The 26,166-nt window shown below is 63.1% G+C and carries 29 protein-coding genes, 1 tRNA gene and 1 pseudogene; 16 read left to right on the top strand and 15 right to left on the bottom strand.

Annotation, left to right across the window (positions count from 1 at the left end):
• Positions 1-212, bottom strand: a pseudogene (locus B5F88_RS13385) (hypothetical protein); the annotation flags it as partial.
• On the opposite strand from B5F88_RS13385, the gene B5F88_RS13380 reads away from it, so the two are divergent.
• Positions 202-1,131, top strand: a complete 930-nt coding sequence (locus B5F88_RS13380) for a D-alanyl-D-alanine carboxypeptidase family protein (RefSeq protein ID WP_140402122.1) — start codon at positions 202-204, stop codon at positions 1,129-1,131. The pseudogene B5F88_RS13385 and the gene B5F88_RS13380 overlap by 11 nt on opposite strands.
• Before the next feature lie 46 nt (positions 1,132-1,177).
• Here B5F88_RS13380 and B5F88_RS13375 read toward each other — a convergent pair whose 3' ends face one another.
• From B5F88_RS13375 to abc-f, 11 genes are all read right to left on the bottom strand, one after another.
• Positions 1,178-2,587 (bottom strand): aminopeptidase, encoded by a 1,410-nt coding sequence (locus tag B5F88_RS13375; RefSeq protein WP_087347047.1) that lies wholly within the window; start codon positions 2,585-2,587, stop codon positions 1,178-1,180.
• Between the two features lie 12 nt (positions 2,588-2,599).
• Complete coding sequence (coaE, locus tag B5F88_RS13370; protein ID WP_087347042.1) at positions 2,600-3,214, bottom strand: dephospho-CoA kinase; 615 nt, start codon at positions 3,212-3,214, stop codon at positions 2,600-2,602.
• Positions 3,215-3,302: 88 nt separating this feature from the next.
• Positions 3,303-4,070, bottom strand: a complete 768-nt coding sequence (locus B5F88_RS13365; RefSeq protein WP_087347039.1) for a hypothetical protein — start codon at positions 4,068-4,070, stop codon at positions 3,303-3,305.
• Positions 4,063-4,545 (bottom strand): sigma-70 family RNA polymerase sigma factor, encoded by a 483-nt coding sequence (locus B5F88_RS13360; RefSeq protein WP_087347036.1) that lies wholly within the window; start codon positions 4,543-4,545, stop codon positions 4,063-4,065. The genes B5F88_RS13365 and B5F88_RS13360 overlap by 8 nt, the downstream gene beginning before the upstream one ends.
• Before the next feature lie 44 nt (positions 4,546-4,589).
• A complete protein-coding gene (locus B5F88_RS13355) occupies positions 4,590-4,838 on the bottom strand; it encodes a hypothetical protein (protein WP_087347033.1) in 249 nt (82 codons plus the stop codon).
• 95 nt (positions 4,839-4,933) lie between these two features.
• Entirely contained in the window at positions 4,934-5,959 is a 1,026-nt protein-coding gene (locus tag B5F88_RS13350) for an L-threonylcarbamoyladenylate synthase (protein WP_087347029.1), read from the bottom strand.
• A 17-nt stretch (positions 5,960-5,976) separates the two neighbouring features.
• Complete coding sequence (locus tag B5F88_RS21815) at positions 5,977-6,099, bottom strand: hypothetical protein (RefSeq protein WP_275532937.1); 123 nt, start codon at positions 6,097-6,099, stop codon at positions 5,977-5,979.
• 15 nt (positions 6,100-6,114) lie between these two features.
• On the bottom strand, positions 6,115-6,372 hold the full coding sequence (locus B5F88_RS13345) for a hypothetical protein (protein WP_087347026.1): 258 nt from the start codon (positions 6,370-6,372) through the stop codon (positions 6,115-6,117).
• Between the two features lie 21 nt (positions 6,373-6,393).
• A complete protein-coding gene (prfA, locus tag B5F88_RS13340; RefSeq protein ID WP_087347023.1) occupies positions 6,394-7,458 on the bottom strand; it encodes a peptide chain release factor 1 in 1,065 nt (354 codons plus the stop codon).
• Positions 7,459-7,470: 12 nt separating this feature from the next.
• Entirely contained in the window at positions 7,471-8,079 is a 609-nt protein-coding gene (locus B5F88_RS13335) for a YdcF family protein (protein WP_087347019.1), read from the bottom strand.
• Positions 8,076-9,977, bottom strand: a complete 1,902-nt coding sequence (gene abc-f / locus B5F88_RS13330; RefSeq protein ID WP_087347016.1) for a ribosomal protection-like ABC-F family protein — start codon at positions 9,975-9,977, stop codon at positions 8,076-8,078. The genes B5F88_RS13335 and abc-f overlap by 4 nt, the downstream gene beginning before the upstream one ends.
• A gap of 66 nt (positions 9,978-10,043) precedes the next feature.
• On the opposite strand from abc-f, the gene mtnA reads away from it, so the two are divergent.
• A complete protein-coding gene (mtnA, locus tag B5F88_RS13325) occupies positions 10,044-11,033 on the top strand; it encodes an S-methyl-5-thioribose-1-phosphate isomerase (RefSeq protein ID WP_087347013.1) in 990 nt (329 codons plus the stop codon).
• A 31-nt stretch (positions 11,034-11,064) separates the two neighbouring features.
• Here mtnA and murF read toward each other — a convergent pair whose 3' ends face one another.
• The 3 genes from murF to B5F88_RS13310 all read right to left on the bottom strand — a co-directional run bounded on the left by murF (position 11,065) and on the right by B5F88_RS13310 (position 14,940).
• Entirely contained in the window at positions 11,065-12,456 is a 1,392-nt protein-coding gene (gene murF / locus B5F88_RS13320) for a UDP-N-acetylmuramoyl-tripeptide--D-alanyl-D-alanine ligase (RefSeq protein ID WP_087347010.1), read from the bottom strand.
• Between the two features lie 17 nt (positions 12,457-12,473).
• Positions 12,474-13,517 carry a D-alanine--D-alanine ligase gene (locus B5F88_RS13315; RefSeq protein ID WP_087347007.1) on the bottom strand — a complete coding sequence of 348 codons (1,044 nt, stop codon included), beginning with the start codon at positions 13,515-13,517 and terminating at the stop codon, positions 12,474-12,476.
• A gap of 154 nt (positions 13,518-13,671) precedes the next feature.
• Entirely contained in the window at positions 13,672-14,940 is a 1,269-nt protein-coding gene (locus B5F88_RS13310) for an Ig-like domain-containing protein (RefSeq protein ID WP_087347004.1), read from the bottom strand.
• A gap of 187 nt (positions 14,941-15,127) precedes the next feature.
• On the opposite strand from B5F88_RS13310, the gene ylxM reads away from it, so the two are divergent.
• The 14 genes from ylxM (at position 15,128) to B5F88_RS13245 (ending at position 25,950) form a co-directional block, all read left to right on the top strand.
• Positions 15,128-15,496, top strand: a complete 369-nt coding sequence (gene ylxM, locus B5F88_RS13305) for a YlxM family DNA-binding protein (protein WP_087347001.1) — start codon at positions 15,128-15,130, stop codon at positions 15,494-15,496.
• Positions 15,497-15,499: 3 nt separating this feature from the next.
• Entirely contained in the window at positions 15,500-16,858 is a 1,359-nt protein-coding gene (gene ffh / locus B5F88_RS13300; protein ID WP_087346998.1) for a signal recognition particle protein, read from the top strand.
• Positions 16,859-16,924: 66 nt separating this feature from the next.
• Positions 16,925-17,164, top strand: coding sequence for a 30S ribosomal protein S16 (gene rpsP, locus B5F88_RS13295; RefSeq protein ID WP_087346996.1), 240 nt, complete (start codon positions 16,925-16,927; stop codon positions 17,162-17,164).
• Between the two features lie 18 nt (positions 17,165-17,182).
• Entirely contained in the window at positions 17,183-17,413 is a 231-nt protein-coding gene (locus B5F88_RS13290; RefSeq protein WP_087346993.1) for a KH domain-containing protein, read from the top strand.
• Positions 17,414-17,479: 66 nt separating this feature from the next.
• A complete protein-coding gene (rimM, locus tag B5F88_RS13285) occupies positions 17,480-17,980 on the top strand; it encodes a ribosome maturation factor RimM (RefSeq protein WP_087346990.1) in 501 nt (166 codons plus the stop codon).
• Positions 17,973-18,716 carry a tRNA (guanosine(37)-N1)-methyltransferase TrmD gene (trmD, locus tag B5F88_RS13280; protein WP_087346987.1) on the top strand — a complete coding sequence of 248 codons (744 nt, stop codon included), beginning with the start codon at positions 17,973-17,975 and terminating at the stop codon, positions 18,714-18,716. The genes rimM and trmD overlap by 8 nt, the downstream gene beginning before the upstream one ends.
• A 32-nt stretch (positions 18,717-18,748) precedes the next feature.
• On the top strand, positions 18,749-20,113 hold the full coding sequence (locus B5F88_RS13275) for an alpha-amylase family glycosyl hydrolase (RefSeq protein ID WP_087346984.1): 1,365 nt from the start codon (positions 18,749-18,751) through the stop codon (positions 20,111-20,113).
• Positions 20,114-20,231: 118 nt separating this feature from the next.
• Positions 20,232-21,068 carry a DegV family protein gene (locus B5F88_RS13270; RefSeq protein ID WP_087346981.1) on the top strand — a complete coding sequence of 279 codons (837 nt, stop codon included), beginning with the start codon at positions 20,232-20,234 and terminating at the stop codon, positions 21,066-21,068.
• A gap of 74 nt (positions 21,069-21,142) precedes the next feature.
• Entirely contained in the window at positions 21,143-22,006 is an 864-nt protein-coding gene (gene rsmA, locus B5F88_RS13265; RefSeq protein ID WP_087346978.1) for a 16S rRNA (adenine(1518)-N(6)/adenine(1519)-N(6))-dimethyltransferase RsmA, read from the top strand.
• Positions 22,007-22,191: 185 nt separating this feature from the next.
• On the top strand, positions 22,192-23,799 hold the full coding sequence (gene pckA / locus B5F88_RS13260) for a phosphoenolpyruvate carboxykinase (ATP) (RefSeq protein ID WP_087346975.1): 1,608 nt from the start codon (positions 22,192-22,194) through the stop codon (positions 23,797-23,799).
• Positions 23,800-23,885: 86 nt separating this feature from the next.
• A complete protein-coding gene (locus B5F88_RS13255) occupies positions 23,886-24,626 on the top strand; it encodes an N-acetylmuramoyl-L-alanine amidase (protein ID WP_087346972.1) in 741 nt (246 codons plus the stop codon).
• 313 nt (positions 24,627-24,939) lie between these two features.
• Complete coding sequence (locus B5F88_RS21085; RefSeq protein ID WP_204246242.1) at positions 24,940-25,101, top strand: hypothetical protein; 162 nt, start codon at positions 24,940-24,942, stop codon at positions 25,099-25,101.
• A 197-nt stretch (positions 25,102-25,298) separates the two neighbouring features.
• Entirely contained in the window at positions 25,299-25,763 is a 465-nt protein-coding gene (locus tag B5F88_RS13250; protein ID WP_087346969.1) for a DUF2798 domain-containing protein, read from the top strand.
• A gap of 110 nt (positions 25,764-25,873) precedes the next feature.
• A tRNA-Arg gene (locus tag B5F88_RS13245) sits at positions 25,874-25,950 on the top strand.
• Positions 25,951-26,166: the final 216 nt, after the last annotated feature.

Raw genomic sequence — 26,166 nt, 5'->3', positions numbered from 1 at the left:
ACCCCGACACCGACACCAACACCCACCCCAACGCCAACTCCTACGCCGGCCTCCACACCCACGCCTGCTCCCACGCCCACCGAGGCTCCGGCGCCGGAGCCGTCGCCCAGCCTTTCACCGGAGCCGGAGGTCTCCTCCTCCCCCAGCGCGGAGCCCGGCCCGTCCGCCCCGTCGGCCACGGAAAGCCCCGCTCCGGCGGCTGTGGCCCGCACCCTCTCCGCCCCGGCCTCCTCCACGCCGGCTCCCACGCCCACGCCCGACCCCTATGCCGGAGCCCTGGCGGTACTCTCCCCCGGAGATTCCTTTACCATCCTCAGCGAAAAGGGAAACTGGTGGAAGGTATCCTCCTCCCACGGAACTGGGTGGGTGGACCACCGCTTCTGCATGATCAACCTGCCCGATGTGGTGCCCTCCATCGTGTATGACGCCGCCAACTCCTATTCCTCCCGGTATCTCACCTCGGGAAAGGAGATCCCCGGCATCACCGGGCAGGCCCTTTATCAGGGCAAAGTGTACAACCCCCGGCTGGAGCAGGATCAGTTCCTGATGCCGGTGCTCTACCACACCGCCAAAAGAGTGTGCGCCGCCCAGCAGGCGGCTCTGGCCCAGGGCAACAGTCTGAAGCTCTATGAGGGCTACCGCCCCTACGCCACCCAGCGGGCCATTGTGAAAGCGGTATCCGCCCTGGCGGAGGCCGATCCGGAAGTGAAGGCGGGTCTGTCCACGCCCCCATGGTCCATGACCTACTTCATCAACACCGGCTACTCCAACCACCAGAAGGGGTTTGCGGTGGATGTCAGCCTGGTGAAGGTGACAAAGACCGAGCAGCGCTCCACCGGGGAATACAGCTACCTGGTGCCGGTGGAGTATGAGGAGTACGAAATGCCCACCCCTATCCACGAGCTCAGTCTGGCCTCCGCCTCCACCACCGGCCCCGGGGAAACCACGCTGGCAGACTCTATGAACGAGCCCGCCATCGCCCTGCGGGGGTACTTTGGAAAAGCGGGGATGACGCCTCTGGAGTCGGAGTGGTGGCACTTCAACGACTACGCCGCCCGCACGGCGGCAGAGGGCCGTACCGGTACCGGCGGTTTTGAGATAACCCGCTGCCGGAGCATTGCCCTGGACTAACAAAAAAGTCCGGACCCCAACGGGGTCCGGACTTTTTGCTGCGGTTTTACTGCGCCTCGTAGACCGCCTTCATGCCCTTATAGGTCATATAGCAGTCCAGCTTGGACACGGTCTCGAAGGGGGCGTGCATGGAGAGCACCGGCACCCCGGCGTCCAGGGTGTCAATGTCCCGCTCGGCCATATAGCAGGCCACGGTACCGCCGCCGCCGGCGTCCACCTTGCCCAGCTCGGCCATCTGCCACACCACGCCAGCGGCGTCCAGCACCTTGCGGGTGTAGGCCACCAGCTCGGCGGAGGCGTCGGAGGCACCCGACTTGCCCCGGGCGCCGGTGTACTTGCACAGGCCCATACCGTAGTTCACCCGGGCGCTGTTGCGCTTCTCATACACGTCGGCAAAGTTGGGGTCAAAGGCCGCGGTCACGTCGGCGGACAGGCAGAAGGACTTCTCATAGCACACCTTCAGGGGCACCCGCTGGGCGTCGCACAGATCGCTCATGAAGGTGTCGAAGGCGGCGGAGCGCATACCGGACACGCCCTCGGAGCCGATCTCCTCCTTGTCCGCCAGCATGCACACGGCGGTGCGGGCGGGGGTGCCCAGAGCAAACAGGGCGGCCAGGGCGGCAAAGCCGCACACCCGGTCGTCGTGGCCGTAGGCGCCGATAAGGGAGCGGTCAAAGCCGATGTCGGTGGCCCGGAAGGCGGGCACGGCGGACAGCTCGGCGGAGATGAAGTCCTCCTCCACGATGCCGTACTTCTGGTTCAGCAGGTCCAGAATGGCCAGCTTCACCCGATCAGAACCCTCATCGTCCTTGAAGGGACGGCTGCCGATGAGCAGGTTCAGGCTCTCGCCGGGAATGGCCTCGCCCAGGGGCTTCTTGGACTGCTCCGCGCCCAGATGGGGCAGCAGGTCGTCAATGGTAAACTGGGGCTCCCCCTCCCCGGCGCCCACGCACACCTTGACGGTGGTGCCGTCCTTCAGGGCGATGACGCCGTGAAGCTCCAGGGGGATGGTCACCCACTGGTACTTGCGGATGCCGCCGTAGTAGTGGGTCTTGAGGAAGGCCAGCTCGGCGTCCTCGTACATGGGGTTGGGCTTCAGGTCCAGCCGGGGGGCGTCGATGTGGGCCGCGCCGATGTTCACGCCCTCGCTGAGGGAGCGGGTGCCGATCACCGCCAGCATCACCGCCTTGCCCCGGTTCACCCGGTACACCTTGTCGCCGGGATTGAGGGCCATGCCCCGGGTAAAGGGCTTGAAGCCGTGCTTCTCCGCCAGGCGGAGGGTCTCGTCCACGCACTCCCGCTCGGTCTTGCCCGCGTCCAGGAACTTCTTATAGTCCTCGCAGTAGGCGTTCATGTCCGCCTCGTCCTGAGGGCTCAGCCGGTCATAGCCGTTCTTGGGCTTGTAGCACAGCGCCTCCCGGCGCAGCTCGCCCGGAGTCTTTTGTTTTTCTTCCATATGCGGTTCCTCCTATTTTCCATTTGAGATATGCTCGATCCACGGGGCGAACAGGGCCAGCGCCCGGGCCTCAAATTCCGCCGGGTCTTCCCCGCCGTTTTCCAGGATATATCCGCAGTGGGCCCGGAAAAAATCGTCCCCCTGCTGGGCATCCACCCGCTTGCGGGCGTACGCCTCCGAAATTCCCTCCCGGGCCATGATCCGGCACACCCGCACCTCCTTGGGTGCCAGCACGCCCACCACCACGTCGCAGGCGTCCGCCGCCCCGCTCTCAATGAGGGCGATGGCGTCAATGGCCACGGCAGGCCTGCCCTGGGCCTCCGCCTGAGCCGTCTGCCGCTGGATCTCCTCCATCACATACCTGTGGGTGATGGCGTTCAGGTCGGCCAGGGCCGCCGGATCTGCAAATACCACGCCGCCCAGCGCCTTCCGGTCCACCCTGCCCGCGCTGTCCAGAATACCCGGCCCGAACCGGGCCGTCAGCTCCGCCCGCATGGGCGCGCTGCCCTCCAGCAGCTGATGGTACACCCGGTCCGCGTCAATAACGTGGGCGCCCAGGCACACCAGGGCGTTCAGGGCGGTGGTTTTTCCCGCCCCGGTGGGGCCGGTAATGCCGATGCGTTTCATGGCTGTTCGCCTCCCGCTGATAGTATAGCATATCCCGCAAGGGGTTTGTTAGCGATTTGTAAATTTCACCATGCCGAAGGAATTAGACTCACCAGGGCGGCCCGCCATAGCCATAGCCATGGCCATTTCCGTGGCCGCTTCCATGACCGGTTTCATGCTCTGCTTCCTCTTCCCAGCCCTGGCCGGTCTGGGTGGACGGTGTGCTCTGGGGCTGGCTCTCTCCGTCGGACAGGGCGGCGATCCAGGCCCGAAGCTCCGCCATACTCATACCCTGCACATCCTCCACCGTCACGCTGGGGTCCAGCGCCTGCAATTCCAGATAGGCCCGGTATTTGCCAAAGGGCAGCCCCGCATGGTGGGCGGCCTCCAGCTCCTCCTGGCTGCCCTGGGCACAGTGGACGTTCTCCCCGTCCCCGCAGGCCTCCGCCCCCTCCAGCAGCCGGCTGCACTGATCCTGGTTTTCGCCGGTCACCGTAATGTCCACCTGCTGGCCGGACCACGCCTCCAGCAGCAGCTCCAGCGCCTGCTGGTAGTCCATAAATTGCAGATTCAGGGACTGGGCAAGCTCCTCGCCCCCTTCCCCGTACCCCTGGACGCCAACCACCTGGTCAAAGCGGTTGACCTCCAGCTTCAGGGCGGAGTCGGTCTCCACGCTGATGGCGGAGGTGGGAACAAAGTAGGCCCAGTAGCCCCCCAGGGCGCACAGCACCAGCAAAAAGCCCGCCGCGGCCGCCGCCAGGCTGCGGCGGGGTCTGGCCCTGCGGCGTCTGGCCTGGGCCAGAAAGGCCCGGGTGCGTTCCTTGTCCTCCGGTGTGGCGTGGATCTGGTCAAAGGCCGCCCGAATTTGTTCATCCATCCTCCTCACCTCCCAGCATGGTCTTGAGCTGCTCTCTGGCCCGGGTCAGATTGGTATAAACGGTGTTCACGTTCTTGCGCAGGATCCCCGCGATCTCCGGGGCGGTATAGCCCTCGTAATAGTGGAGATACACCACCTCCCGGTACTTGGGGGGAAGGGCACGCACCGCCTGCAGCACCTCCCTGTTCTCGTCGGTGAGCTGAGCGGGGAGCTCCGCCGCCGCCTCCAGAGAAACAGTACGCCTGCGGAACACGCTTTTCAGCACATCCCGGCAGGCGTTGATGGTGACTCGGATAAACCAGGCCTTTTCATGCTCCTGGCTCTCAAAGTCGGCGGTGTGCAGGAGATATTTGAGGAATACCGTCTGAAAGACGTCCTGGGCGTCCGCCTCATGCTTCAGGTGAAGCATGCACAGACGCCGGACGGTGTCTCCGTATCGTTCGATTGCCTCATTGGTCTCCTGCTCACTGCGCATATGTCATTTCCCTCGTTTTCCCCGGCGCGGATCAGCCGGCTCCCTTACCAGCGGCCGCACCCGCGGCCACCGCCCCAGCGGCCGCCGTGATGGCCACCGCCCAGACCGGTGCCGTAATTGTCGCACACCCCGTCCCCGTCGGCGTCCACATAGAGGCAGTTGGCGCCGTGGTTGTCGCACACGCCGTCGCCGTTGGCGTCCACATAGTTTCTGCCTCCGGCGGCAAAGGCGGTGGTAATCCCCAGGGTGAGCACCACGGCGGCGGACAGAGCTGCAATTCTGATCTTTTTCATCTTCCATTCCTCCTTCAAAAGTTGGGTATCTCCGACCCGTTTCACCTACAATACGATGGGGCCGGGCCCATCCATTCATCGGGAGGAAAAATTTTTTAATTTTTTTTCGCGGCGTCCACAATGTGAAAGCCAGCCGCCTTGTTCAGGCGGTTGGACACCGCCAGCCCGATGCCCTCCGGATCGGGACACTGGGCCCAGATATGTACCACGTCCGTGCCGTCAAAGTACCGCAGGGCGTCGAACACCCGCCGGGCCTGCTCCGCCGGGTCGTCCTTGGGGCCGATGGGCTCCACCGGATGGCCCTCAAACAGGGGCACGAACTCGTTGAAGCAGATCACCCCGTCTCCATCATCCAGATGCCGGCGGATATACCGGGCGGCGTCGGCGGGGCTCCCCCGCACCACTGTCACCGGGGCCTTGGGGGCATAGTGGCGGTACTTCATACCGGGAGCGCGGGGCTGTTCTCCAGCGCCCATGAGCCGGGTCACCGCCGGGTCTACCGCCACCTCTCCCAGTGCCTGCTCCAGCTCCTCCAGCGTCACGCCGCCGGGCCGCAGCAGCCGGGGAGGCTGCTCGGTCAGGTCGATGATGGTGGACTCCACCCCCACGGTGCAGGGGCCGCCGTCCACGATGCCGTCGATCTTGCCGTCCATATCCTCCAGCATATCCGCCATGTTGGTGGGGCTGGGGCGGCCGGAGGTGTTGCCCGAGGGGGCGGCCACCGGCCGGTCGGCGGCGGCGATGATGGCCCGGCACACCGGATGGGCCGGGCAGCGCATCCCCACCGTGTCCAGTCCGGCGGTCACAGCGTCGGGGACGATGGGTTTCCGCTTCAGAATCATGGTCAGGGGGCCCGGCCAGAACCGCTCCGCCAGGGCATAGGCGGCGGGCGGAATGTCCGCGCAGTACCGCTCCAGCCAGTCCGCCGTGGGAATATGGAGAATCAGGGGGTTGTCCTGGGGGCGGCCCTTGGCCTCAAAAATATGGGCCACCGCCTGGGGGTTCAGGCCGTCGGCCCCCAGGCCGTACACCGTCTCGGTGGGGATGCCCAGCAGGCCGCCCCGGCGGAGAAGCTCCGCCGCCTGTTCGGTCTGTCCGGCGGTCAGTCGCTGTGTGTTCACGCTGCTCGCCTCGCTCCTCAGAAATGACGGCGGCGGCGGACCGCCCGCCGGGTCCGGCCGGGCTGCACAATGGTCAAAACACCCGCCGCCAGCAGGGCGGCGCCCGCCACAACGTTCAGAACTCCAATGGCAATTTTCATGGGATGCTCCTCCTTTTATTCATAGATGCCCACTGGCGTGCCCGCCAGTTCGATGGTGGTATCGGGGGCAAACGCCGCTTGCTGCAGATAATTTTTTACGGTGAGGATGCCGTATTTGGGGTTGACCTTCTCGTCCTCCAGCTCCAGCTCAATAAAGGCTGGGCCGGAGCCGGTGAGCCAGCCGTCGTCCTCCAGCAGGTCGGCCAGATCGGACTTGACCGCCTCCAGGGACAGGTGCTCCGGAAGGGCGGTAAAATGAATGATCAGTTCCATAGATGGTTCCTCCTGTTGCGTTCACGTATCCTGGCTGTGCTTCAGGCGCTCGGCCTGGTCGGCGGTGATCAGGCCGTCGATGATCTCGTCCAGATCGCCGTTCATCACATTTTCCAGCTTATACAGCGTCAGGCCGATGCGGTGGTCGGTCATCCGGCCCTGGGGGAAGTTGTAGGTGCGGATGCGCTCGTTGCGCATACCGGTGCCCACCTGGCTGCGGCGCTGGTCGGTAACCGCCTGCTCCTGCTCCCGCACCTTCTCCTCGTACAGACGGGAGCGCAGCAGCTGCATGGCCTTGTCCCGGTTCTGGAACTGGCTGCGCTCCTGCTGGCACTCCACCACCGTGCCGGTGGGCTTGTGGATGAGCCGCACGGCGGAGGAGGTCTTGTTCACGTGCTGGCCGCCCGCGCCGGAGGCGCGGAACACCTGCATCTCAATATCGGCGGGGTTGAGCTCAAAGTCCACCTCGTCCACCTCGGGCAGCACCGCCACCGTGGCGGTGGAGGTGTGGATCCGCCCGCCGGACTCGGTCTCGGGCACCCGCTGGACCCGGTGGACCCCGCTTTCAAACTTCAGCCGGGAGTAGGCGCCATCCCCCTCGATGGTAAAGCAGATCTCCTTCACGCCGCCCAGCTCGGTCTCGCTGATGGAATCCACCTCCACCTTCCAGCGGCGGGCGTCGGCGTACATGGAGTACATGCGGAACAGGGAGTGGGCGAACAGGGCGGCCTCTTCCCCGCCCACGCCGGCCCGGATCTCCACGATGACGTTCTTGCCGTCGTTGGGGTCCCGGGGGAGCAGCAGGATGCGGATCTCGTCCTCCAGCCGGGCCAGCTCCTCCTTGGCCTGCTGGTACTCCTCCTTGGCCATCTCTCCCAGCTCCGGGTCGCTCATCAGCTCTTCGGCGTCCTTCAGCTCCTGCTGGCAGCGCAGATACTTCCGGTAGGCGGTGACCACCGGCTCCAGCTCCCGCTGCTCCTTATTCAGCTTGGCCACCAGAGCCGGGTCTTCGTAGGTCTCCCCCGCCCCCAGCTGGGCCTCGATATTGGAAAAGCGCAGGTCCAATGCGCTCAGTCTTTGCAGCATATCCAAACTCTATCACCTGTCGAACACAAAGGATTTTACCAGAGCCAGGGGCTCCCGGATGTACATTTTCAGGCGGGAGGGCACATGGGAGCTGGGGGCCGCCAGGGTGGACAGATTATAGTCTCCCCCGCATACCCGGCTCCACAGCATCCGCACCCGGGTCAGGTGGAAGCCGTTGGACACCACCACCATATCGGCAGTGGTGTCGTACCCCGCTTCCGCCAGCAAGTCCATAGTATAGCGCAGATTTTCCACCGTATTGTGGGACTGGTCTTCCATAAGGATCTGCGCTCCGTCCACGCCGTGCTCCGTCAGATAGTCGTACATACACCGGGCCTCGCTGACGGGCTCGTCGGGCCCCTGGCCGCCGGACACCACGATGGTCAGGTCCGGGTGGTCCTCCAGATAGTCCAGGGCCTTGTCCAGCCGGTCCTGAAGGAGCACCGAGGGGCCCCAGGGCTTCACCTGGCAGCCCAGAATGACCATCACCTGGGGGTCGCCCCGGACATGGTCATGGGCGCCGCAGAGCACCGCCCCGAACAGCGCGCCGAAGGTCACTGTCCCGGCCAGAACCAGACCCAGCAGGGCCTTCAGCCACAGAGGTTTCCGTTTCCTGTTCACCCTCTGGCCTCCTCCAGCTCGGCGGCCAGCTTCTCCCACTGGGTATAGAGGGCGGCGATCTCCTCCTCCAGAGCCTTCTGCTCGTCGTACACCTTCTGCAGCTCCAGATAGTTGGAGGCCACCTCCTCGGCCTTCAGCGTCAGCTCATACTGACGCTCCTCCGCCTTGGCCACCGCCCGCTCCGCCGCGGCCACCTGCTTTTCCAGCTCCTTGGTGCCGCCGGGCCGCTTGGGTTTTTCCTTTTTGGGCTTCTCCGGCTCCGCCTTCACAGGGGCGGCCGCCTGGCTTTTGGCCCGCTCCCGGGCCGCCCGGAACTCCTCAAAGGTGCCCCGGAAGTCGGTGATATGTCCGTCCTCCAGCATCCAGATCCGGGTGGCAAACTGCTTGATAAAGTAGCGGTCGTGGGAGACAAAGAGCAGGTTGCCCTCATAGTCGGCCACCGCCTCCTCGATCCACTCCCGGCTGGCAATGTCCAGGTGGTTGGTGGGCTCGTCCAGGATCAGCAGGTTAATCTTCTCGTCCATCAGCATGCACAGCCGCAGGCGGCTCTGCTCCCCGCCGGACAGGGCGGACACCGGCTTGAACACGTCCTCCCCCCGGAAGTTGAAGGCGGCCAGCCGGTTGCGGGCGGTCTGGGTGGAGCAGTCCTGGGCATAGAGCATGGTGTCCACCAGATTACGCTCCGGCCTGTCAAAGTGGATGATCTGGGGCAGGTAGCCCACCTTCACCGTGGGTCCCATCCGCAGCTTGCCGGAGTCAGGCTCCTCCTCCCCCAGCAGAATTTTCAGCAGGGTGGACTTGCCGGTGCCGTTGTCCCCCAGCAGGGCGATGCGCTCGCCCCCTACCACCTCCAGGTTCACGTGGTCAAAGAGGGTACGCCCGTCAAAGGACTTTTTCAGCTCCTTGATGGTGAGCACCTCGTCCCCCCGGAACTCCCGCTCCCCGAACTTGATGTCCAGGCGGCGCTCCTTGGTGGGCTTGTCGGTGGTGCGCATCCGCTCGATGCGTTTCTCCATGGACTGGGCCCGCTTGAAGGTCTTGTCCATGCCGGAGTAGGCCCACACCCGCAGCTGCTCGGCGGCCTTCTCCAGCTGCTCGATTTTGGCCTGCTCCTTCTCGTACTGCTTCAGCTTTTCCTGATAGCGGCGCTCCTTCTCCTCCACATAGAAGGAGTAGTTGCCCGCATAGAACTCCGCCTTGCCGTCCTGGATCTCGATGACCCGCTTCACCACCCGGTCCAGAAACCAGCGGTCGTGGGAGATGGCCAGCACGGTGCCCTTATACTTGTCCAGATACTCCTCCAGCCACTCGGTGGCCCGCAGGTCCAGGTGGTTGGTGGGCTCGTCCAGCAGCAGGATGTCGGTGTCCTCCAAAATCAGCCGGGCCAGGTTCACCCGGGTCTTTTCCCCGCCGGACAGGGAGGAAAAGAGCTGGCCCCGCATGTCCTGGGAAATCAGCAGGCCGTTACACACCTTATTCAGCGGCGTGGCGGTGTCGTACCCGCCTCCCGCCTCAAAGGCGGCGGACAGGGCATCATACCGCCGCAGCAGGGCGGGGTCACTGTCCCCCGCCATCCGCCCGGTCAGCTCCTCCAGCTCCTTCTCTATGTCGTGGAGCCGCTGAAAGGCGGTCTGGAGCACGTCCTCCACGGTGTACTCCGGGGGATACACCGGGATCTGGGAGATAAGCCCCAGGCCCTTGCCGGGGGCAATGTGGATCTCCCCCTCGTCCCAGTCCAGCTCTCCGGTGAGCATCTTAAACAGGGTGGTCTTGCCAGCGCCGTTTTTGCCCAGCAGGCCCACCCGCTCCCCCTGATCCACCTGGAAGGTGAGCCCGTCCAATATTTTTTTGCCTACCTCGAACTCCTTGGACAGGTTCGAGACCGCAATATCAATCATCTTATGTTTACTCCCGTGCGCACTTGTGATATATTGGAACCGCAACAAAGAATGGAGGTCATTCCTATGGACGCGATTCGTTGGGAAGGAAATACCCTTTTCTTGCTCGATCAGACCAAACTCCCGGTGGAGGAGGTCTGGCTCTCCTATACCGACTACCGGCCGGTAATCGACGCCATCCGCACCATGGTGGTGCGGGGCGCCCCCGCCATCGGGGTCACCGCCGCCTACGCCTACTGCCTGGCCGCCCTAGAGGGGGCCAACCTGAAGGAGGCCAAGGCGGCCCTGGCCGCCAGCCGTCCCACGGCGGTCAACCTGTTCTGGGCCCTGGAGCGGATGGAGAAACAGGCGGCTGCCTGCGGCGGGAACCCGGACACCCTCATTGCCGAGGCCATCGCCATCCACCAGGAGGACGTGGCCATGTGCAGAGCCATGGGGCGTCACGGCGCGGCGGTGGTACCCGACCACGCCCGCATTCTCACCCACTGCAACGCCGGGGCCCTGGCCACCGGCGGCTACGGCACCGCCCTGGGGGTAATCCGGGCGGCCCACGAGCAGGGCAAAGTGGACATGGTGTACGCCGACGAGACCCGGCCCCTCCTCCAGGGCGCCCGGCTCACCGCCTACGAGCTGGTGACCGACCACATTCCCGCCACCCTCATCGCTGACAACATGGCGGCCAGTCTGATGGCCAAGGGGAAGATCGACCTGGTGGTGGTGGGCTGCGACCGGATGGCGGCCAACGGCGACTTTGCCAACAAGATCGGCACCTACTCGGTGGCGGTAAACGCCCACCATCACGGGGTCCCCTTCTATGTGGCCCTTCCCTGCTCCACCATTGACCTGTCCATTCCCGACGGGTCGGGCATCCCCATTGAGGAGCGGGAGGCCGACGAGGTGCGCACCCTCTACGGGGTGCAGACCGCGCCCAGGACGGTGGAGGTGTATAACCCCGCCTTCGACGTGACCCCCCACAGCCTGGTCACCGGCATCATCACCGAGAAGGGGGTCATCTACCCGCCCTTCCGGGAGAATCTGCAAAACCTGTTTGGATAAAGGCGAGCCGGTGGAGACACCGGCCCCCTTTTTATGCCTCTTTAGTGACGGTCAGCAGGTACTCCACCAGCTCCTCCATCGCCATGCCCCGGGAGGCCTTGACCAGGATGGTGGCGTCGGGCTTCACCAGCTCATCCAGCACCGGTTTGGCCTGCTCCTTGGTCTCACAGTAGAAGCACTGGGGCACGCCGGCCTCCTGGGCGGCGGTGTAGATGTGCTTTGCCAGCTCGCCTACCGCCACCAGGCACTGGATGCCCGCCTTGCCCAGATACTCACCGATGCCGGCGTGGAGGGCGGGGGCCAGAGGCCCCAGCTCAAACATATCCCCCAGCACGGCAATCTTTTGCTCTCCGTTGGCGTTGGACAGCACCTGCACCGCCGCCCGCATGGACTGGGGGTTGGCGTTGTAGGTGTCGTTGAGGATGGTGATGTTGTCCTGGCGGTGGAGAATGTTCATCCGCATTTTGGTGGGAGCGAAATGGAGCACGCCGCTGGCGATCTCGTCGGGCGTCAGGCCAAAGTGCTCGCCCACCGCGGCGGCCATCAGGGTGGGGTAGATCATGTGGTCCCCCAGAGCGGGGATCTCCACAGGGAACGTTCCTTTAGGGGTGCTCACCCGGCAGGTGAGCCGGCTCTTACCATCGCTGCTCAGGTCGCTGGCCCGGTAGTCCAGGCCCTCCCCCGCCCCCACCCGCAGGAAGGAGAAGGGCAGCTTGCCGGGCAGGGTGTTCAGCAGAGGGTCGTCCCCGTTGATAATGGCCAGAGCGTCCGGCTTGGCGTGGTGGAAGATCTCGCTCTTGGCCTCCAGGATCTTCTCCCGGGAGCCGAAGTGCTCGATATGGGAGTCCCCGATGTTGGTCATCAGCACCACGTCGGGCTCCACCAGGGCGGAGAGATAGTCGATCTCCCCGGCGTGGTTCATCCCCAGCTCCAGCACCGCCAGCTGATGCTCCGGCTTCAGCCGCAGCAGGGTCATGGGCACCCCGATCTCATTGTTCAGGTTGCCCTCGGTCTTGAGCACGTTGTACTTCTCCCCCAGCACCGCCGCCACCATGTCCTTGGTGGTGGTCTTACCCACCGAGCCGGTGATGGCGATTACGGGAATGGGGAACTTGGCCTTGTAGTACTTGGCCAGATCCCGGAGGGCCCTCTGGGTAGAATCCACCTTAATATAAAACTTCCCGGACAGATAGCTCTCCCGCTCCCGCTGGGTGAAGCACCCGGCGGCGCCCCCCTCCAGGGCGGAATTGATATAGGCGTGTCCGTCAAACCGCTCCCCGGACAGGGGAATGAACAGGGAGCCGGCGTGGATGGTGCGGCTGTCGGTCTCCACCCGGCCCACCGTGCGGTTCAAATCCCCAAATTCTCCCAGCAGGCTGCCGTGGACAGCCTCCAGAATTTCCCGTATGGTCATGGGCTCCATCTCTGCTTCTCTCCTTCTTATCTTCCCTGCCGGCGGGCCTCCAGAGAGGCCTCCACAATCCGCTGGCACAGCTGTTGATAGTCGATCCCCACCGCCGCGGCCTCCTGGGGCAGCAGGCTGGTGGGCGTCATGCCGGGCAGGGTGTTGATCTCCAGGAACCAGGGCTCCCCGTCGGAGGTGACGATAAAGTCCGCCCGGGAGTACACGCTCAGCCCCAGGGTCTCATACACCCGCAGGGCGGCGGCGCGCAGCTTCTCCTCGGTCTGGGCGGGGATCTCCGCCGGACACACCTCCAAAGCCGCGCCGGGCTGGTACTTGTTGGCATAGTCGTAAAAGCCCTCCTTGGGGATGATCTCAATGGAGGGCAGGGCCTTGTCCTCCAGAATGCCCACCTGGATCTCCCGGCCCTTGATGTACTCCTCCAGCACCGTGCGGCCGCCCAGCTCCAGGCCGTCCACAAGGGCTTTCCGCAGCTCGTCGGCGGTATAGGCGATGGACACGCCGATAGAGGAGCCGCTGGCCACCGGCTTGACCACCAGGGGCAGCCGGGCGTTCTCCACCAGGCCGTCGATGTCCTCCGCCTTGTACTCCACCGTCTTCCAGCCGGGGGTGCTCACCACGTCGGCCACCAGCCGCTTGGTCAGGTCCTTATCCATGGCGATGGCGCTGCCCAGGTAGCCCGCCCCGGTATAGGGAATCCCCATCAGCTCCAGAGTGGCCTGGACCTTGCCGTCCTCGCCGCAGGTACCGTGGAGGGCCAGGAACGCCAGGTCCGCCATCTGGCACAGCTCCAGCACGTGGGGGCCGAACATGCTCCGGCTGTCCCCCGGGCGGCTGGCGCGCACCTGCTCCAGGTCGGGGGCTTCCCGGCTTACCTTTTTAAAGGATTCGGGCACCGGGGCGTCAAAAAAGCCCTCGTCCGCCTCCTCCGCTCCGAAAAACAGGTCCACCAGTCCCGCCCGGTGGCCCAGCCCCCGCAGGGCTTCGGTCACCATGGCGCCAGTGGAAAGGGACACGTTTCGCTCCGGGGAAAGGCCGCCGGCCAACACAACGATCTTCATATTCACACCTCGTCAGAGAGAAATAGGCTCTCCAGTATCATATGCGCTAGCGTGACATTATACCACATTTTCTTATTTTGCTCAACTGTTATTCCCTTTTTTTAGTCTGTGCCCTTCAAAAAAGGACCGGGCCTCAAGGGCCCGGTCCTCCGGATCAGAACCAGCCGGTGTCCCGGCTGTCCAGCAGCTCCAGGGAAGCGCACAGCAGCTGGGCGGCCTCCCCCCGGGTCAGCTGGGTCCCCAGGCTGTCTCCGCTCTCCAGCACGCCGCAGGTGGTCAGGTTGGCGGCGGACTGGGCGACCCAGGCCGGAGCGTCGCCGTCGGCAAAGGTCTGGGCGTCCACGTCGGTGACCTGGAGAGCCCGGTCCAGCAGCACCGCCGCCTCCGCCGTGGTCACGGCGCCGTCCCCCTGGAACACCACCTGGCCCGCCTCGTTCCGGCTGCCCTGGATCAGGCCGCTCTTCAGGGCGGAGGACACATAGGGCTTGGCCCAGGTCTCGATGGCGTCGTCGTCGGCAAAGCCGGTACGCTCCACCCCCTCCAGGGCCTCCATACCCACGGTGTTCATCACCATGGTGACAAACTGGCTGCGGGTCACAGTGGCGTCAGGCTGGAAGAAGTAGGCCCCGTTCATGCACTCCCCCACAAAGATGTCCTCCTCCGCCAGGCGGATGGCGGCCTTCTGAGCGGGGTGGCCGTCCAGGTCGGAATAGGTCACCTTGGTGTCCGGCTTCTCAATCTTCACCTTCACTGTGGCCGGGTCGGAGGAATTACCCACCGCATCCACCGCCACGTAGGTGAAGGTATCCTTTCCGGTCTTGTTCTCATAGGGGGTGTAAACAAAGGTACCGTCCTCCTGGATGGTCACCGCCCCCCGGGCCGGCTTTTTCACCACATGGTAGGTCAAAAGGTCCCCCTCCGGGTCCACCCCATCGAACCGCTCGGTGACGGCCACGTTTTTATAGGTGGTCAGCTCCAGGTCCCGGGCCACCGGCGCGCTATTCTCCTCGGCCAGCAGGTAGAGGTCGGCCGACAGCTCCGCTCCGCTGGTGCCGTTGGAAAACACCGGCAGGAACTTGAACTGGGCGGTGGAGGCGGCGGTCTGGTCCTTGGGGGTGTAGCGCAGGCCGTCCACCGCGTTCATGGAGATCACGTCTCCCACCCGCAGCAGCTGGCCCCCCAGGGTCAGGGTGCCCGCCTGGCTGTCAGGCAGGGCGGAGAGCACGATGGCGTCCAGCTCGCCGCCGTCGGTGTGGAAGTCGGACGTGGTAAAGGAGAGGGTCTCCCCGGCCGGTCCGTTTTTGGCCAGGTCGTAGGCCACGGGGACCTCCTCCCCGTCGTCAAAGAAAAAGGCCGAGGCGGACGGCGCGGCGGCCAGGAGCAGGGCCGCCGCCACCGCCACAGTCAGGATACGGTGTTTCAAATGGATGACCTCCTTATTTGGTAATCGCCCATAGTCTCTGCCAATCCCGGCAAAATATGCACCTGTTGTTCCGGTGAAAATTCTCCTTGACAAACGGGGGAAAATCGTGTATCATCCTCATTGTTGTAAAGCCCAGAAACTTTACTTCCTTTACAGAACCACCGGAGGCCAGGAAGGAGGCGGCGGGATGAAAAACCAGGCGTACCGCATGGCGCTGCTGTACGATTTCTACGGCGACATGCTTACCGACCGGCAGAAGGAGTTCTACGACCTCTATTATAACGAGGACCTGTCTCTGGCGGAGATCGCGGAGAACTACGGCATCACCCGTCAGGGTGTGCGGGATGTGATCGTCCGGGCGGAGGCGGTGCTCACCGAGCTGGAGGACAAGACCGGCATCATCAGGCGGTTCCACAAAATGCAGGAGCAGTTCGCCCAGATGGAGACGGCTGTGAACGCCATCCTCCAGCGCAACGATCAGAAGTGGCAGGACAACGAGCTGGAGCTCCAGTGCAACCGCATCCAGGAGCTGCTGGCCCAGCTGAAACAGGAGTGACCCATGGCATTTGAAGGACTGACCGAAAAGCTCTCCGCCGCGTTCAAGAAGCTGCGGGGCAAGGGCCGGCTCTCCGAGGCCGACGTGAGGGAGGCCATGAAGGAGATCCGCATGGCCCTGCTGGAGGCCGACGTAAACTTCAAGGTGGTCAAGCAGTTTGTCGCCTCGGTCACCGAGCGGGCCGTGGGCTCCGATGTGCTGGAGAGCCTGACGCCCGCCCAGATGATCGTGAAGATCGTCAACGAGGAGCTCACCAACCTGATGGGCGGGGAGAACAGCAAGCTGACCATCTCCCCCAAGCCCCCCACGGTGATCATGCTGTGCGGCCTCAACGGCGCGGGCAAGACCACCAACGGCGCCAAGCTGGCGGGCTTTTTCAAAAAGCAGGGCAAGCGGCCCCTGCTGGTGGCCTGCGACACCTTCCGCCCCGCCGCCATCACCCAGCTGGAGGTGGTGGGTTCCCAGGTGGACGTGCCGGTGTTCCAGATGGGTCAGATTGACCCCATCGACATCGCCAGGGCGGGCATTGAGCACGCCAAAAAGCACGGCAACGACATGGTATTCATCGACACCGCCGGCCGGCTCCACGTGGACGAGGAGCTGATGGACCAGCTCAAGCAGATGAAGGAGGCCATCGAGCCCACCGAGATTCTGCTCATTGTGGACGCCATGATCGGCCAGGACGCGGTGAACGCCGCCAAGGCCTTTGACGAGGCCCTGGACATCACCGGCGTAATGCTCACCAAGCTGGACGGCGACGCCCGGGGCGGCGCGGCCCTGTCCATCAAGGCGGTCACCGGCAAGCCCATCAAGTTTGTGGGCCAGGGCGAGAAGCTGGACCAGGTGGACCTGTTCTACCCCGACCGGATGGCCTCCCGGATCCTGGGCATGGGCGACGTGCTCTCCCTGATCGAAAAGGCTCAGCAGAGCTTTGACGCCAAGAAGGCCGCCGAGCTGGAGCAGAAGCTGCGCAAGAACAAATTCACCCTGGCAGACTTCTATGACCAGCTGGTGCAGGTCAAGAGCATGGGCTCTCTGTCCGACATCGCCGGGATGCTTCCCGGCGTCAACAGCAAGGCCCTGGAGGGCGCCATGGTGGACGAGTCCGCCCTGGCCCGCACCGAGGCCATCATCCTGTCCATGACCCCCGCCGAGCGGGAGGACCCCTCCCTGCTGAACAACAGCCGGAAAAAGCGCATCGCCGCCGGCTCCGGCACCCAGGTGGTGGACATCAACCGTCTGCTCAAGCAGTTCGAGCTGATGCAGCAGATGAGCAAGCAGTTCTCCGGCAAGAATATGAAAAAGCTTGGCCGGATGGGAAAGTTCGGGGGCTTCGGCAAGCTGCCCGGCCTGCCCTTTTAAGCGTTGGTAAGCGCGGCGTGCCGCGTTTCCATAGATGTTTGAAACTTACATGGAGGTGAAGATACAATGGTTAAGATCAGACTGCGTCGTATGGGCGCTAAGAAGTCTCCTTTCTACCGCATCGTGGTGGCGGACTCCCGCTATCCCCGTGACGGCCGCTTCATCGAGGAGATCGGCACCTACAACCCGCTGACCCAGCCCGCCGAGATCAAGGTGGACGCCGAGCGCGCCCAGGCCTGGATCAAGACCGGCGCTCAGCCCACCGAGACCGTGAAGGCTCTGCTGAAAAAAGCTGGCGCCATCTAACTTGGAGGTCAGGCTGGCATGAAGGAACTGCTCACCTACATCGCCCGCAGCCTGGTGGACCATCCCGACTCCGTGGTGGTTACCGAGCACGCCGGCGAGAGTGAGACCGTCCTGGAGCTTCGGGTGGCCCCCGAGGACATGGGCAAGGTGATCGGCCGCCAGGGCCGCATCGCCAAGGAGATCCGCACGCTGATGCGCTCCGTGGCCCAGCGCCAGGGCACCAAGGTCTCCGTCGAGATCGTCGACTGAAAAGCGGCGGGGTAGCTACCCCGCCGCTTTTTGCACCGAATCCAGGCCGCAGGAGGTTAGGAAAGCATGAAAAACCAGTTTTTAGAGGCCGGACAGATCGTCAACACCCACGGCATCCAGGGCGAGGTGAAAATCGTCCCCTGGTGCGACACCCCGGAGTTTCTCTGCCAGTTTGACACTCTCTATCTGGACGGAAAGCCGGTCAAGGTGCGCGCCGCCCGGGTCCATAAGGGCAACGTGCTGGCCACCCTGGATGGGGTAAATGACGTCAACGGGGCCATGGCCCTGAAGGGCAAGACCGTGTTTATCGACCGCACCAACGTGGTGCTCCCCGAAGGCCGGCACTTTATCGCCGACCTGATGGGCCTGGAGGTCATCGACGCCGCTTCCGGCGAAAAGCTGGGGGTGGTGGCCGACGTGCTCACCCCGCCCGCCCATGAGGTCTACGTGGTCAAGGGGGAGCACGAGTACATGATCCCCGCCGTGGACGAGTTCCTGGCGGAGACCAATGTGGAGGCGGGCTATATCAAGGTCCGCCTCATTGAGGGGATGCGCACCGATGTATAGCATTGATATTATGACCCTCTTTGACCTGACGGTGGGGGATATGATGAACGAGTCCATCCTGGGCCGGGCCCAGGAGCGGGACATCATCCGCATTGAGGCCCACCAGATCCGGGACTACACCCTGAACAAACAGAAGCAGGTGGACGACTACCCCTACGGCGGCGGCCGGGGGGCGGTGATGCAGGCCGACCCCCTCTATCAGTGCTGGAAGCACATTGTGGACACCTACGGGCCGGGGCACACCATCTATATGTCCCCCGCGGGCAGGACCTTTACCGAGGCCCACGCCCGCCGTCTGCGGGACGACTACGACCACCTGATCCTGGTGTGCGGCCACTACGAGGGCATTGACGAGCGGTTCATCGAGGAGTGCGTGGACGAGGAGATCTCCATCGGGGACTTTGTCCTCACCGGCGGCGAGCTGGCCGCCATGGTGGTGGCCGACGCGGTGGCCCGGCTGGTGCCCGGGGTGCTGTCCGACCCCGAGTGCTTTGAGAACGAGAGCCACTGGAACGGCCTGCTGGAGTACCCCCAGTACTCTCGGCCGGAGGAGTGGCACGGCCGGAAGGTCCCCCCCATCCTCCGCTCCGGCGACCACAAGAACATTGCCAAATGGCGGCGGAAGCAGTCCATCCTCCGCACCCGGCAGCGGCGGCCCGACCTGTACGAAAGGCTGGACCTGTCCTCCAAGGAGGACCAGAAGCTGCTGAAGGAGCTGGAGGAAGAGGGCAATTAACTGCTCCACACATTGAAACGGAGGCGTTTGTTATGAGTCATTGGTCCACCGATTCCGTGTTCTACCATATCTATCCCCTGGGGTTCTGCGGGGCGCCGGAGTACAACGACTTCGGCCAGCCGGTCCAGCGGCTGGAGCAGCTCCACCGCTGGATCCCCCACCTGAAGGAGCTGGGGATCAACGCCCTGTACCTGGGGCCGGTGTTCCAGTCGGTGAAGCACGGCTACGACACCGCTGACTATTTCCAGATTGACTGCCGCCTGGGGGACAACGACTCCTTCGCCAAGCTGTGTCAGCAGCTCCACGAAAACGGCATCCGGGTGGTGCTGGACGGGGTGTTCAACCACGTGGGCCGGGAATTCTGGGCCTTCAAGGACGTGCGGGAAAAGGGCCAGGGCTCCCCCTACTGCGGCTGGTTCCACGACCTGAACTTCGGCGGCCCCTCCCCCATGGGGGACCCCTTCTGGTACACCGCCTGGCAGGGCCACTACGAGCTGGTGAAGCTCAACCTGCGCAACCCCGACGTGGTGCGCCACCTGCTGGACGCGGTGGGTATGTGGATGGATACCTTCCACATCGACGGCCTGCGGCTGGACGCCGCCGACTGCGTGGATTTTGACTTCTTCCGCACCCTCAAGGGCTTTGTGAAGGACCGTGATCCGGACTTCTGGCTCATGGGGGAGATCATCCACGGGGACTACGCCCGGTGGGCCAACCCGGAGATGCTGGACTCCGTCACCAATTACGAGTGCTGGAAGGGCCTGTGGTCCTCCCACAACGACAAGAACTATTTCGAGATCGCCCACTCCCTCAACCGCCAGTTCGGGCCGGGGGGCATCTATCGGAATCTGACCCTCTATAACTTTGCGGACAACCACGACGTGGACCGGCTGGCCAGCAAGCTGTCCGACCCCGCCCACCTGAACAACGTGTACACCCTGCTGTACACCATGCCGGGCATCCCCTCCCTCTACTACGGCAGCGAGTGGGCCATCCAGGGCGCCCGCACCAAGACCTCCGACGCGGCGCTCCGGCCCCACCTGGAGCTGAAGGAGATGGAAGCGCTGGATCAGAGCCTGTGCGCCCACCTGTCCGATCTGGCCGCCATCCGCTCCGCCTTCCCCGCCCTGCGGGAAGGACAGTACGAAAACGTGGTCATCAAAAACCAGCAGCTGGTATTCCGCCGGTCCACCGACAGCCAGCGGGTGTATGTGGTCTTTAACCTGGAGCCCCAGGAGGTCCACGTGGAATTTCCCCATCAGGAGCCGGTGCTCCAGGACGTGCTCAATGGCGACCAGATCTTCAACAACGACGGCGGCCGCACCTGGCTGCCGGTGCCTCCCTGCTCCGCCCGGATCCTGGTGGGCGCCCCCGACCGGTTTGCCTGGCGGCCCTGATCTCTTTTCAGGAAATCCAATTTGTTTACATCTTCTCCCTTTACTTTTTTCGGTATTGGTGATACAATGGCCCAAAAGAGGGATGTAATTTTTAATATTATATTTGAGGATTTCTGTTATGAGTTTTAAGATTATTGTCGATAGCTGCTGTGATTTGACCCCCGCCCAGCTGCGGGAGGGCTGCTTTGTCAGCGTGCCCCTGACCATCCATGTGGGCGGTCAGGATATTGTGGACGACGCCTGCTTTGACCGCGGGGCGCTGCTCCACGCCATGAAGGAGTGTCCCACCGCCCCCCATACCTCCTGCCCCTCTCCCGCCCAGTATCTGGACGCCTTTGACTGCGGGGCGGATGACCTCTATGTGGTCACCCTGTCCGCCCTGCTCTCCGGCTCCCACAACGCCGCGGCCCAGGCCCGCAATCTGTGGCTGGAGGAGCATCCCAACGCCAGCGTCCACATCTTCAACTCCTGCTCCGCCTCCGCCGGCGAGGTGCTGGTGGCGCTGAAGATCCAGGAGCTGGCCCAGTCCGGTATGGACTTCACCACGGTGGTGGCCCAGGTGTCCCGCTATATCGAGGAGATGGAGACCCTGTTCGTGCTGGAGAATCTGGACAATCTGCGGAAAAATGGCCGGTTGTCCCGGATGCAGTCCCTGGTGACCAGCACCCTGCGCATCAAGCTGCTGCTGGGCTCCACCCCGGAGGGGGAGATCTGCAAGAAGGGTCAGGCCATGTCGGTAAAACAGGCCCTGAATAAAATGGCGTCCCTGATGGCCGCCAACCCCAACCACGCGGGCAAGCGGCTGTCCATCGTCCACTGCAACTGTCTGGAGCGGGCCTATCACCTGCGGGAGCTGGCGCTGCAGCAGTGCCGGTTCTCCGAAATTCTCATCAGCGAGACCGGCGGCATCTCCACCGTCTACGCCAACGACGGCGGCGTGGTGGCCGCCTACTGAGTGTTCCTTCTACCGCCCGGAGCCCCCTCCGGGCGGTTCTTTTCGCTGTCAATCTAACACCGAGGTGATCCCCAATGGATTTATGCAACGAAAAAGACATCCGGGCTCTGCTGGGCCGCCACGGGTTCCGGTTTTCCAAGAGTATGGGACAGAACTTCCTCATTGAGGGCTGGGTGCCCCGGGACATCGCCGACGCCTCCGGTGCCGGCGAGGACTGCGGTGTGCTGGAGATCGGGCCGGGCATCGGGCCGCTGACGGTGCAGCTGGCCCGGCGGGCGGGCAAGGTGGCCGCCATCGAGCTGGACCGCTCCCTGCTGCCCATTCTGGACGAGACCCTGGCCCCTTACGACAACGTAACCGTGATCCCGGGGGACGCCATGAAGCTGGACCTGGCCGCTCTGGCGGCGGAGCAGTTTCCCGGCCTCACTCCCCTGGCCTGCGCCAATCTGCCCTACAACATCACCACCCCCGTGCTCACCGCCCTGATCGAGGCAGGCTGCTTCCGGGCCATCACAGTGATGATCCAGCGGGAGGTGGCTCTGCGCATCTGCGCCGCCCCCGGCACCGCCGACTACGGCGCCTTCTCCCTGTTCTGCCAGTACCACACCGTGCCGGAGTTCCTGTTCGAGGTGCCGCCGGAGTGTTTTCTCCCCGCCCCCAAGGTGACTTCGGCGGTGATCCGGCTGACGCCCCGGGATACCCCTCCCCAGGACCTGGTGGACGAGGCCTTTTTCTTCCGGGTGGTGCGCGCCGCCTTTGCCCAGCGGCGCAAGACCCTGCTCAACGGCCTGAATTCCGCCTTTGGAGACCGGCTGGACAAAGAACAGCTCCGGCAGGCCATTGCCGCCGCCGGGCTGCCGGAAGGAGTCCGGGGGGAGCGGCTGGGCATCGGGGAATTTGCTGCCCTGGCCCGGGCGCTGCAGAATCTGCTGGGCTGAGTATCCCGCCCCGCCGGAGGTCGGTTTGAAACCCCAGAGAATGAAAATTGCAAAATCATGTGGCACAGAGAATTGACTTTACGGCCATTTCTGTGTATGATTATGTCCATAGCATCTGGAACTTCTGGGCTCAGCCGCCCCACCGGAGCCCCATGGAGATCAATACGGAAAAGAGGTCATGCACTATGGCAAACATTGATTTGAATCAGTATGGCATTACCGGCGTCACCGAGATCATCCGCAACCCCTCTTATGAGGTCCTGTTCCAGGAGGAAACCCGTCCCGACCTGGAGGGCTACGATAAGGGTCAGGTCACCGACCTGGGCGCCGTCAACGTCATGACCGGCATTTACACCGGCCGCTCCCCCAAGGACAAGTTCATCGTCATGGACGACGTGTCCAAGGACACCGTGTGGTGGACCTCCGATGAATTCAAAAACGACAACAAACCCGCCTCCCAGCAGGCCTGGAACGCCTGCAAGGAGCTGGCCATCCAGGCTCTGTCCGGCAAGAATCTGTACGTCATGGACGTGTTCTGCGGTGCCAACGCCGACACCCGCATGGCCATCCGCTTCATCATGGAGGTGGCCTGGCAGGCCCACTTCGTAAAGAACATGTTCATTGAGCCCACCGCCGAGGAGCTGGCGTCTTTCCAGCCCGACTTCGTCTGCTATAACGCCTCCAAGACCAAGGTGGAGAACTTCAAGGAGCTGGGCCTGAACTCCGAGACCGCCGTGATCTTCAACCTCACCTCCCGGGAGCAGGTCATCCTGAACACCTGGTACGGCGGCGAGATGAAAAAGGGCATGTTCTCCATGATGAACTATTTCTTGCCCCTGAAGGGCATGGCCTCCATGCACTGCTCCGCCAACACCGACATGAACGGCGAAAACACCGCCCTGTTCTTCGGCCTGTCCGGCACCGGCAAGACCACCCTGTCCACCGACCCCAAGCGCCTGCTCATCGGCGACGACGAGCACGGCTGGGATGACAACGGCATCTTCAACTTTGAGGGCGGCTGCTACGCCAAGGTCATCAACCTGGACAAGGATTCCGAGCCCGACATCTACAACGCCATCAAGCGCAACGCCCTGCTGGAGAACGTCACCGTGGACGCAAACGGCCACTGCGACTTCAACGACGACTCGGTCACCGAGAACACCCGGGTCTCCTACCCCATCGACCACATCGAGAAGATCGTTCGTCCCGTGTCCGCTGGCCCGGACGCCAAGAACGTGATCTTCCTCTCCGCCGACGCCTTCGGCGTGCTGCCTCCCGTGTCCATCCTGACCCCGGAGCAGACCGAGTACTACTTCCTGTCCGGCTTCACCTCCAAGCTGGCCGGCACCGAGCGGGGCATCACCGAGCCTACCCCCACCTTCTCCGCCTGCTTCGGCCAGGCCTTCCTGGAGCTCCACCCCACCAAGTACGGCGAGGAGCTGGTGAAGAAGATGCAGAAGTCCGGCGCCAAGGCCTACCTGGTGAACACCGGCTGGAACGGCACCGGCAAGCGCATCTCCATTAAGGATACCCGCGGCATCATTGACGCCATCCTGGACGGCTCCATCGGGAAGGCCGAGACCAAGACCATCCCCTACTTCAATTTTGCCGTCCCCACCGCTCTGCCCGGCGTGGACACCAACATTCTGGATCCCCGGAACACCTACGCCGATCCCTCTGAGTGGGACGCCAAGGCCAAGGATCTGGCCGCCCGGTTCGTGAAGAACTTCGCCAAGTACACCAGCAACGATGCCGGCAAGGCCCTGGTGGCCGCCGGTCCCAAGGCCGACTGAGGGACTGCTCCCTTCCCCGTCTCTACATAACCGCATTGTCAGGACCTCCTTTTTGCGCATAGGATGGGCAAAAAGGAGGTCTTGCTATGCCCATAATCTACCTGTCCCCATCCACCCAGGAAAACAATCTCTACGTCAGCGGCGGCACGGAGGAGGAGTGGATGAACCGCCTGGCGGACGCCATGGAGCCCTACCTCATCGCCGCCGGGATCCGATTCTCCCGCAACACCCCTGAAATGACGGCGGTCTCCTCCATCCGGGCCTCCAACGCCGGCAACTACGACCTGCACCTGGCGCTCCACTCCAACGCTGCGCCGGAGGGCAAGTACGGCCAGATCCGGGGGGTGCTGGTGTTCTACTTCCCCGGCTCCGCCCAGGGGCAGAAGGCTGCCACGCTGATCGCCAACGGCCTGAAAACCATCTACCCCCTGCCCAACAAGGTACGGACCGAGGCCACCACCTCCATCGGCGAGGTGCGGCGGGTCCGGGCCCCGTCAGTCTTTCTGGAGCTAGGCTACCACGACAACCCGGACGACGCCGCCTGGGTCAAAAACAACCTGGACGCCATCGCCCGGAACATCGTCCTCTCCCTGACGGAATTTTTCGGCCTGCCCTTCCTGGAGCCCCAGTCCCCCCGCCCGGCGGTGGTGGACGTCTCCTGGGGCTACCTCAACATCCGGGACACCCCCTCCCTCTCCGCCCCCGTGCTGGCCAAAGCCTACGACGGCGCCCGGCTTACCGTGCTGAACCAGTGGGAGGACTGGTACGTGGTGCGCTTTGACGGGCTGGTGGGCTGGGCCAGTGCCGACTTCATCACCCTCATCTGAAAGCGTCGATTTCCGCGTTCATAAATCGTTCACAGTAAGTTATAAAACGGTTCATCACTTTCAGGAGGAATCTGCTATCATATGAGTTGTCAGGATACCAAAGACATGAGACTCCTCCTCTCTTATCTCTTTCCCAAGTGCACAAGTACACTGTCCTCCCGCAGAGCGGCAACAGCTCTCTGCGGGAGGGACAGACAAAAGTTCCGCGCTCTCTGATTCAGAGGCGCGTTTTTTGGCGCTTGAAACAGGAATATTTTCCCATGCAATGGGGCATCCTATGGAGAGCGACCCAGGAGAAACGAGGTGATTATTGATGTCTTATGTCAATCCTGCCATCCGTCCCCAATTTGACTCCATGCCCGCCGAGCTGCGGGAGCACATCCTGCAGCTCGGCATCAAGCTGGACACCATGGCCGACCTGATGGGCTGCCTGGAGCGGATCGTGGCAGAGGGGGATGGCAACGGCGCCCGCTGAAGGCCGGATTCCCCAAAGTCCGTTCCGGCAGAAGCCGGATTTTTTTCTGTAATTCTGGAAAAAACGCTTACGAGGCCGGAAGAAACCTGATACAATAAAGCTGACAGAAGGCAGTCGCAGTGAAGAAAGTAGCGAGACGGGCGTTTCGCTGCTTTCTTTTTTTGCGCAAAGGCCAATTTGAGAGAGGAGTTTTTTCCATGCCCAGAACCAAGCTGCAGAACATCGTATTTACCATCATCATGGCGGTCATTATGGTCTATGGTATGATCGTCTACAACGTGGCCCTCAACACCGGCGGCGTCACCAACCAGACCTTCCTGATGGCCCTCCACGAGCTGCCCATCATGGCCCCCATCGCCTTTGTACTGGAGTTCTTCGTGGTGGAGAAGCTGGCCACCAGGCTGGCCTTTACCTTCATGCGCCCCACTGACCGGCCCCAGTTCATCACCTACGCCATCTCCACCATGATCGTGTGCATCATGTGCCCCACCATGAGCCTGATCGCCACCCTGCTGTTCAAGGAGCCCAGCTTCGGCACCTGGGCCCACACCTTCGGCTGCAACATGCCCATGGCCCTGATCTGGCAGCTGCTCTACTGCGGCCCCCTGGTCCGGCTGCTCTTCCGCACCCTGTTTCGCCACCAGTTGGCAGCCGCCGGCTGACCCCGGCAAAATTTTCCGAAATTTTTTTAAATTTTGCTTGCATTCTGTTTCAACCTGTGTTATCATAACTAAGCTGTCAGCGAGAGATCGACAGTTCTCCTCTCTGACATGCGGCTGTAGCTCAGTTGGATAGAGTGTTTGGCTACGAACCAAAAGGTCGGGGGTTCGAATCCCTTCAGCCGTACCAAAGTGCGGGTTATCCGAACACATTGTATTTATTTTCGTAAACGGTTTTTTCGGGTGCGTAATAAATCGTGAGGATTAACCCCAAAAGCAAAAAGGGCCCGGTGCAACTTAGCACCGGGCCCTTTTTTATTTTGTAATTTGTTCTAAGGCCTCTTTCAGCTTATCATACCCGAACATTGACGCATATGCAACGAACAGGCCTAGGGCCACTGCACCG

This window comes from Flavonifractor sp. An306 (assembly GCF_002159455.1).
In the GTDB taxonomy this organism is placed as follows: domain Bacteria; phylum Bacillota; class Clostridia; order Oscillospirales; family Oscillospiraceae; genus Flavonifractor.
This window is presented reverse-complemented; position numbering and strand designations above follow the sequence as displayed.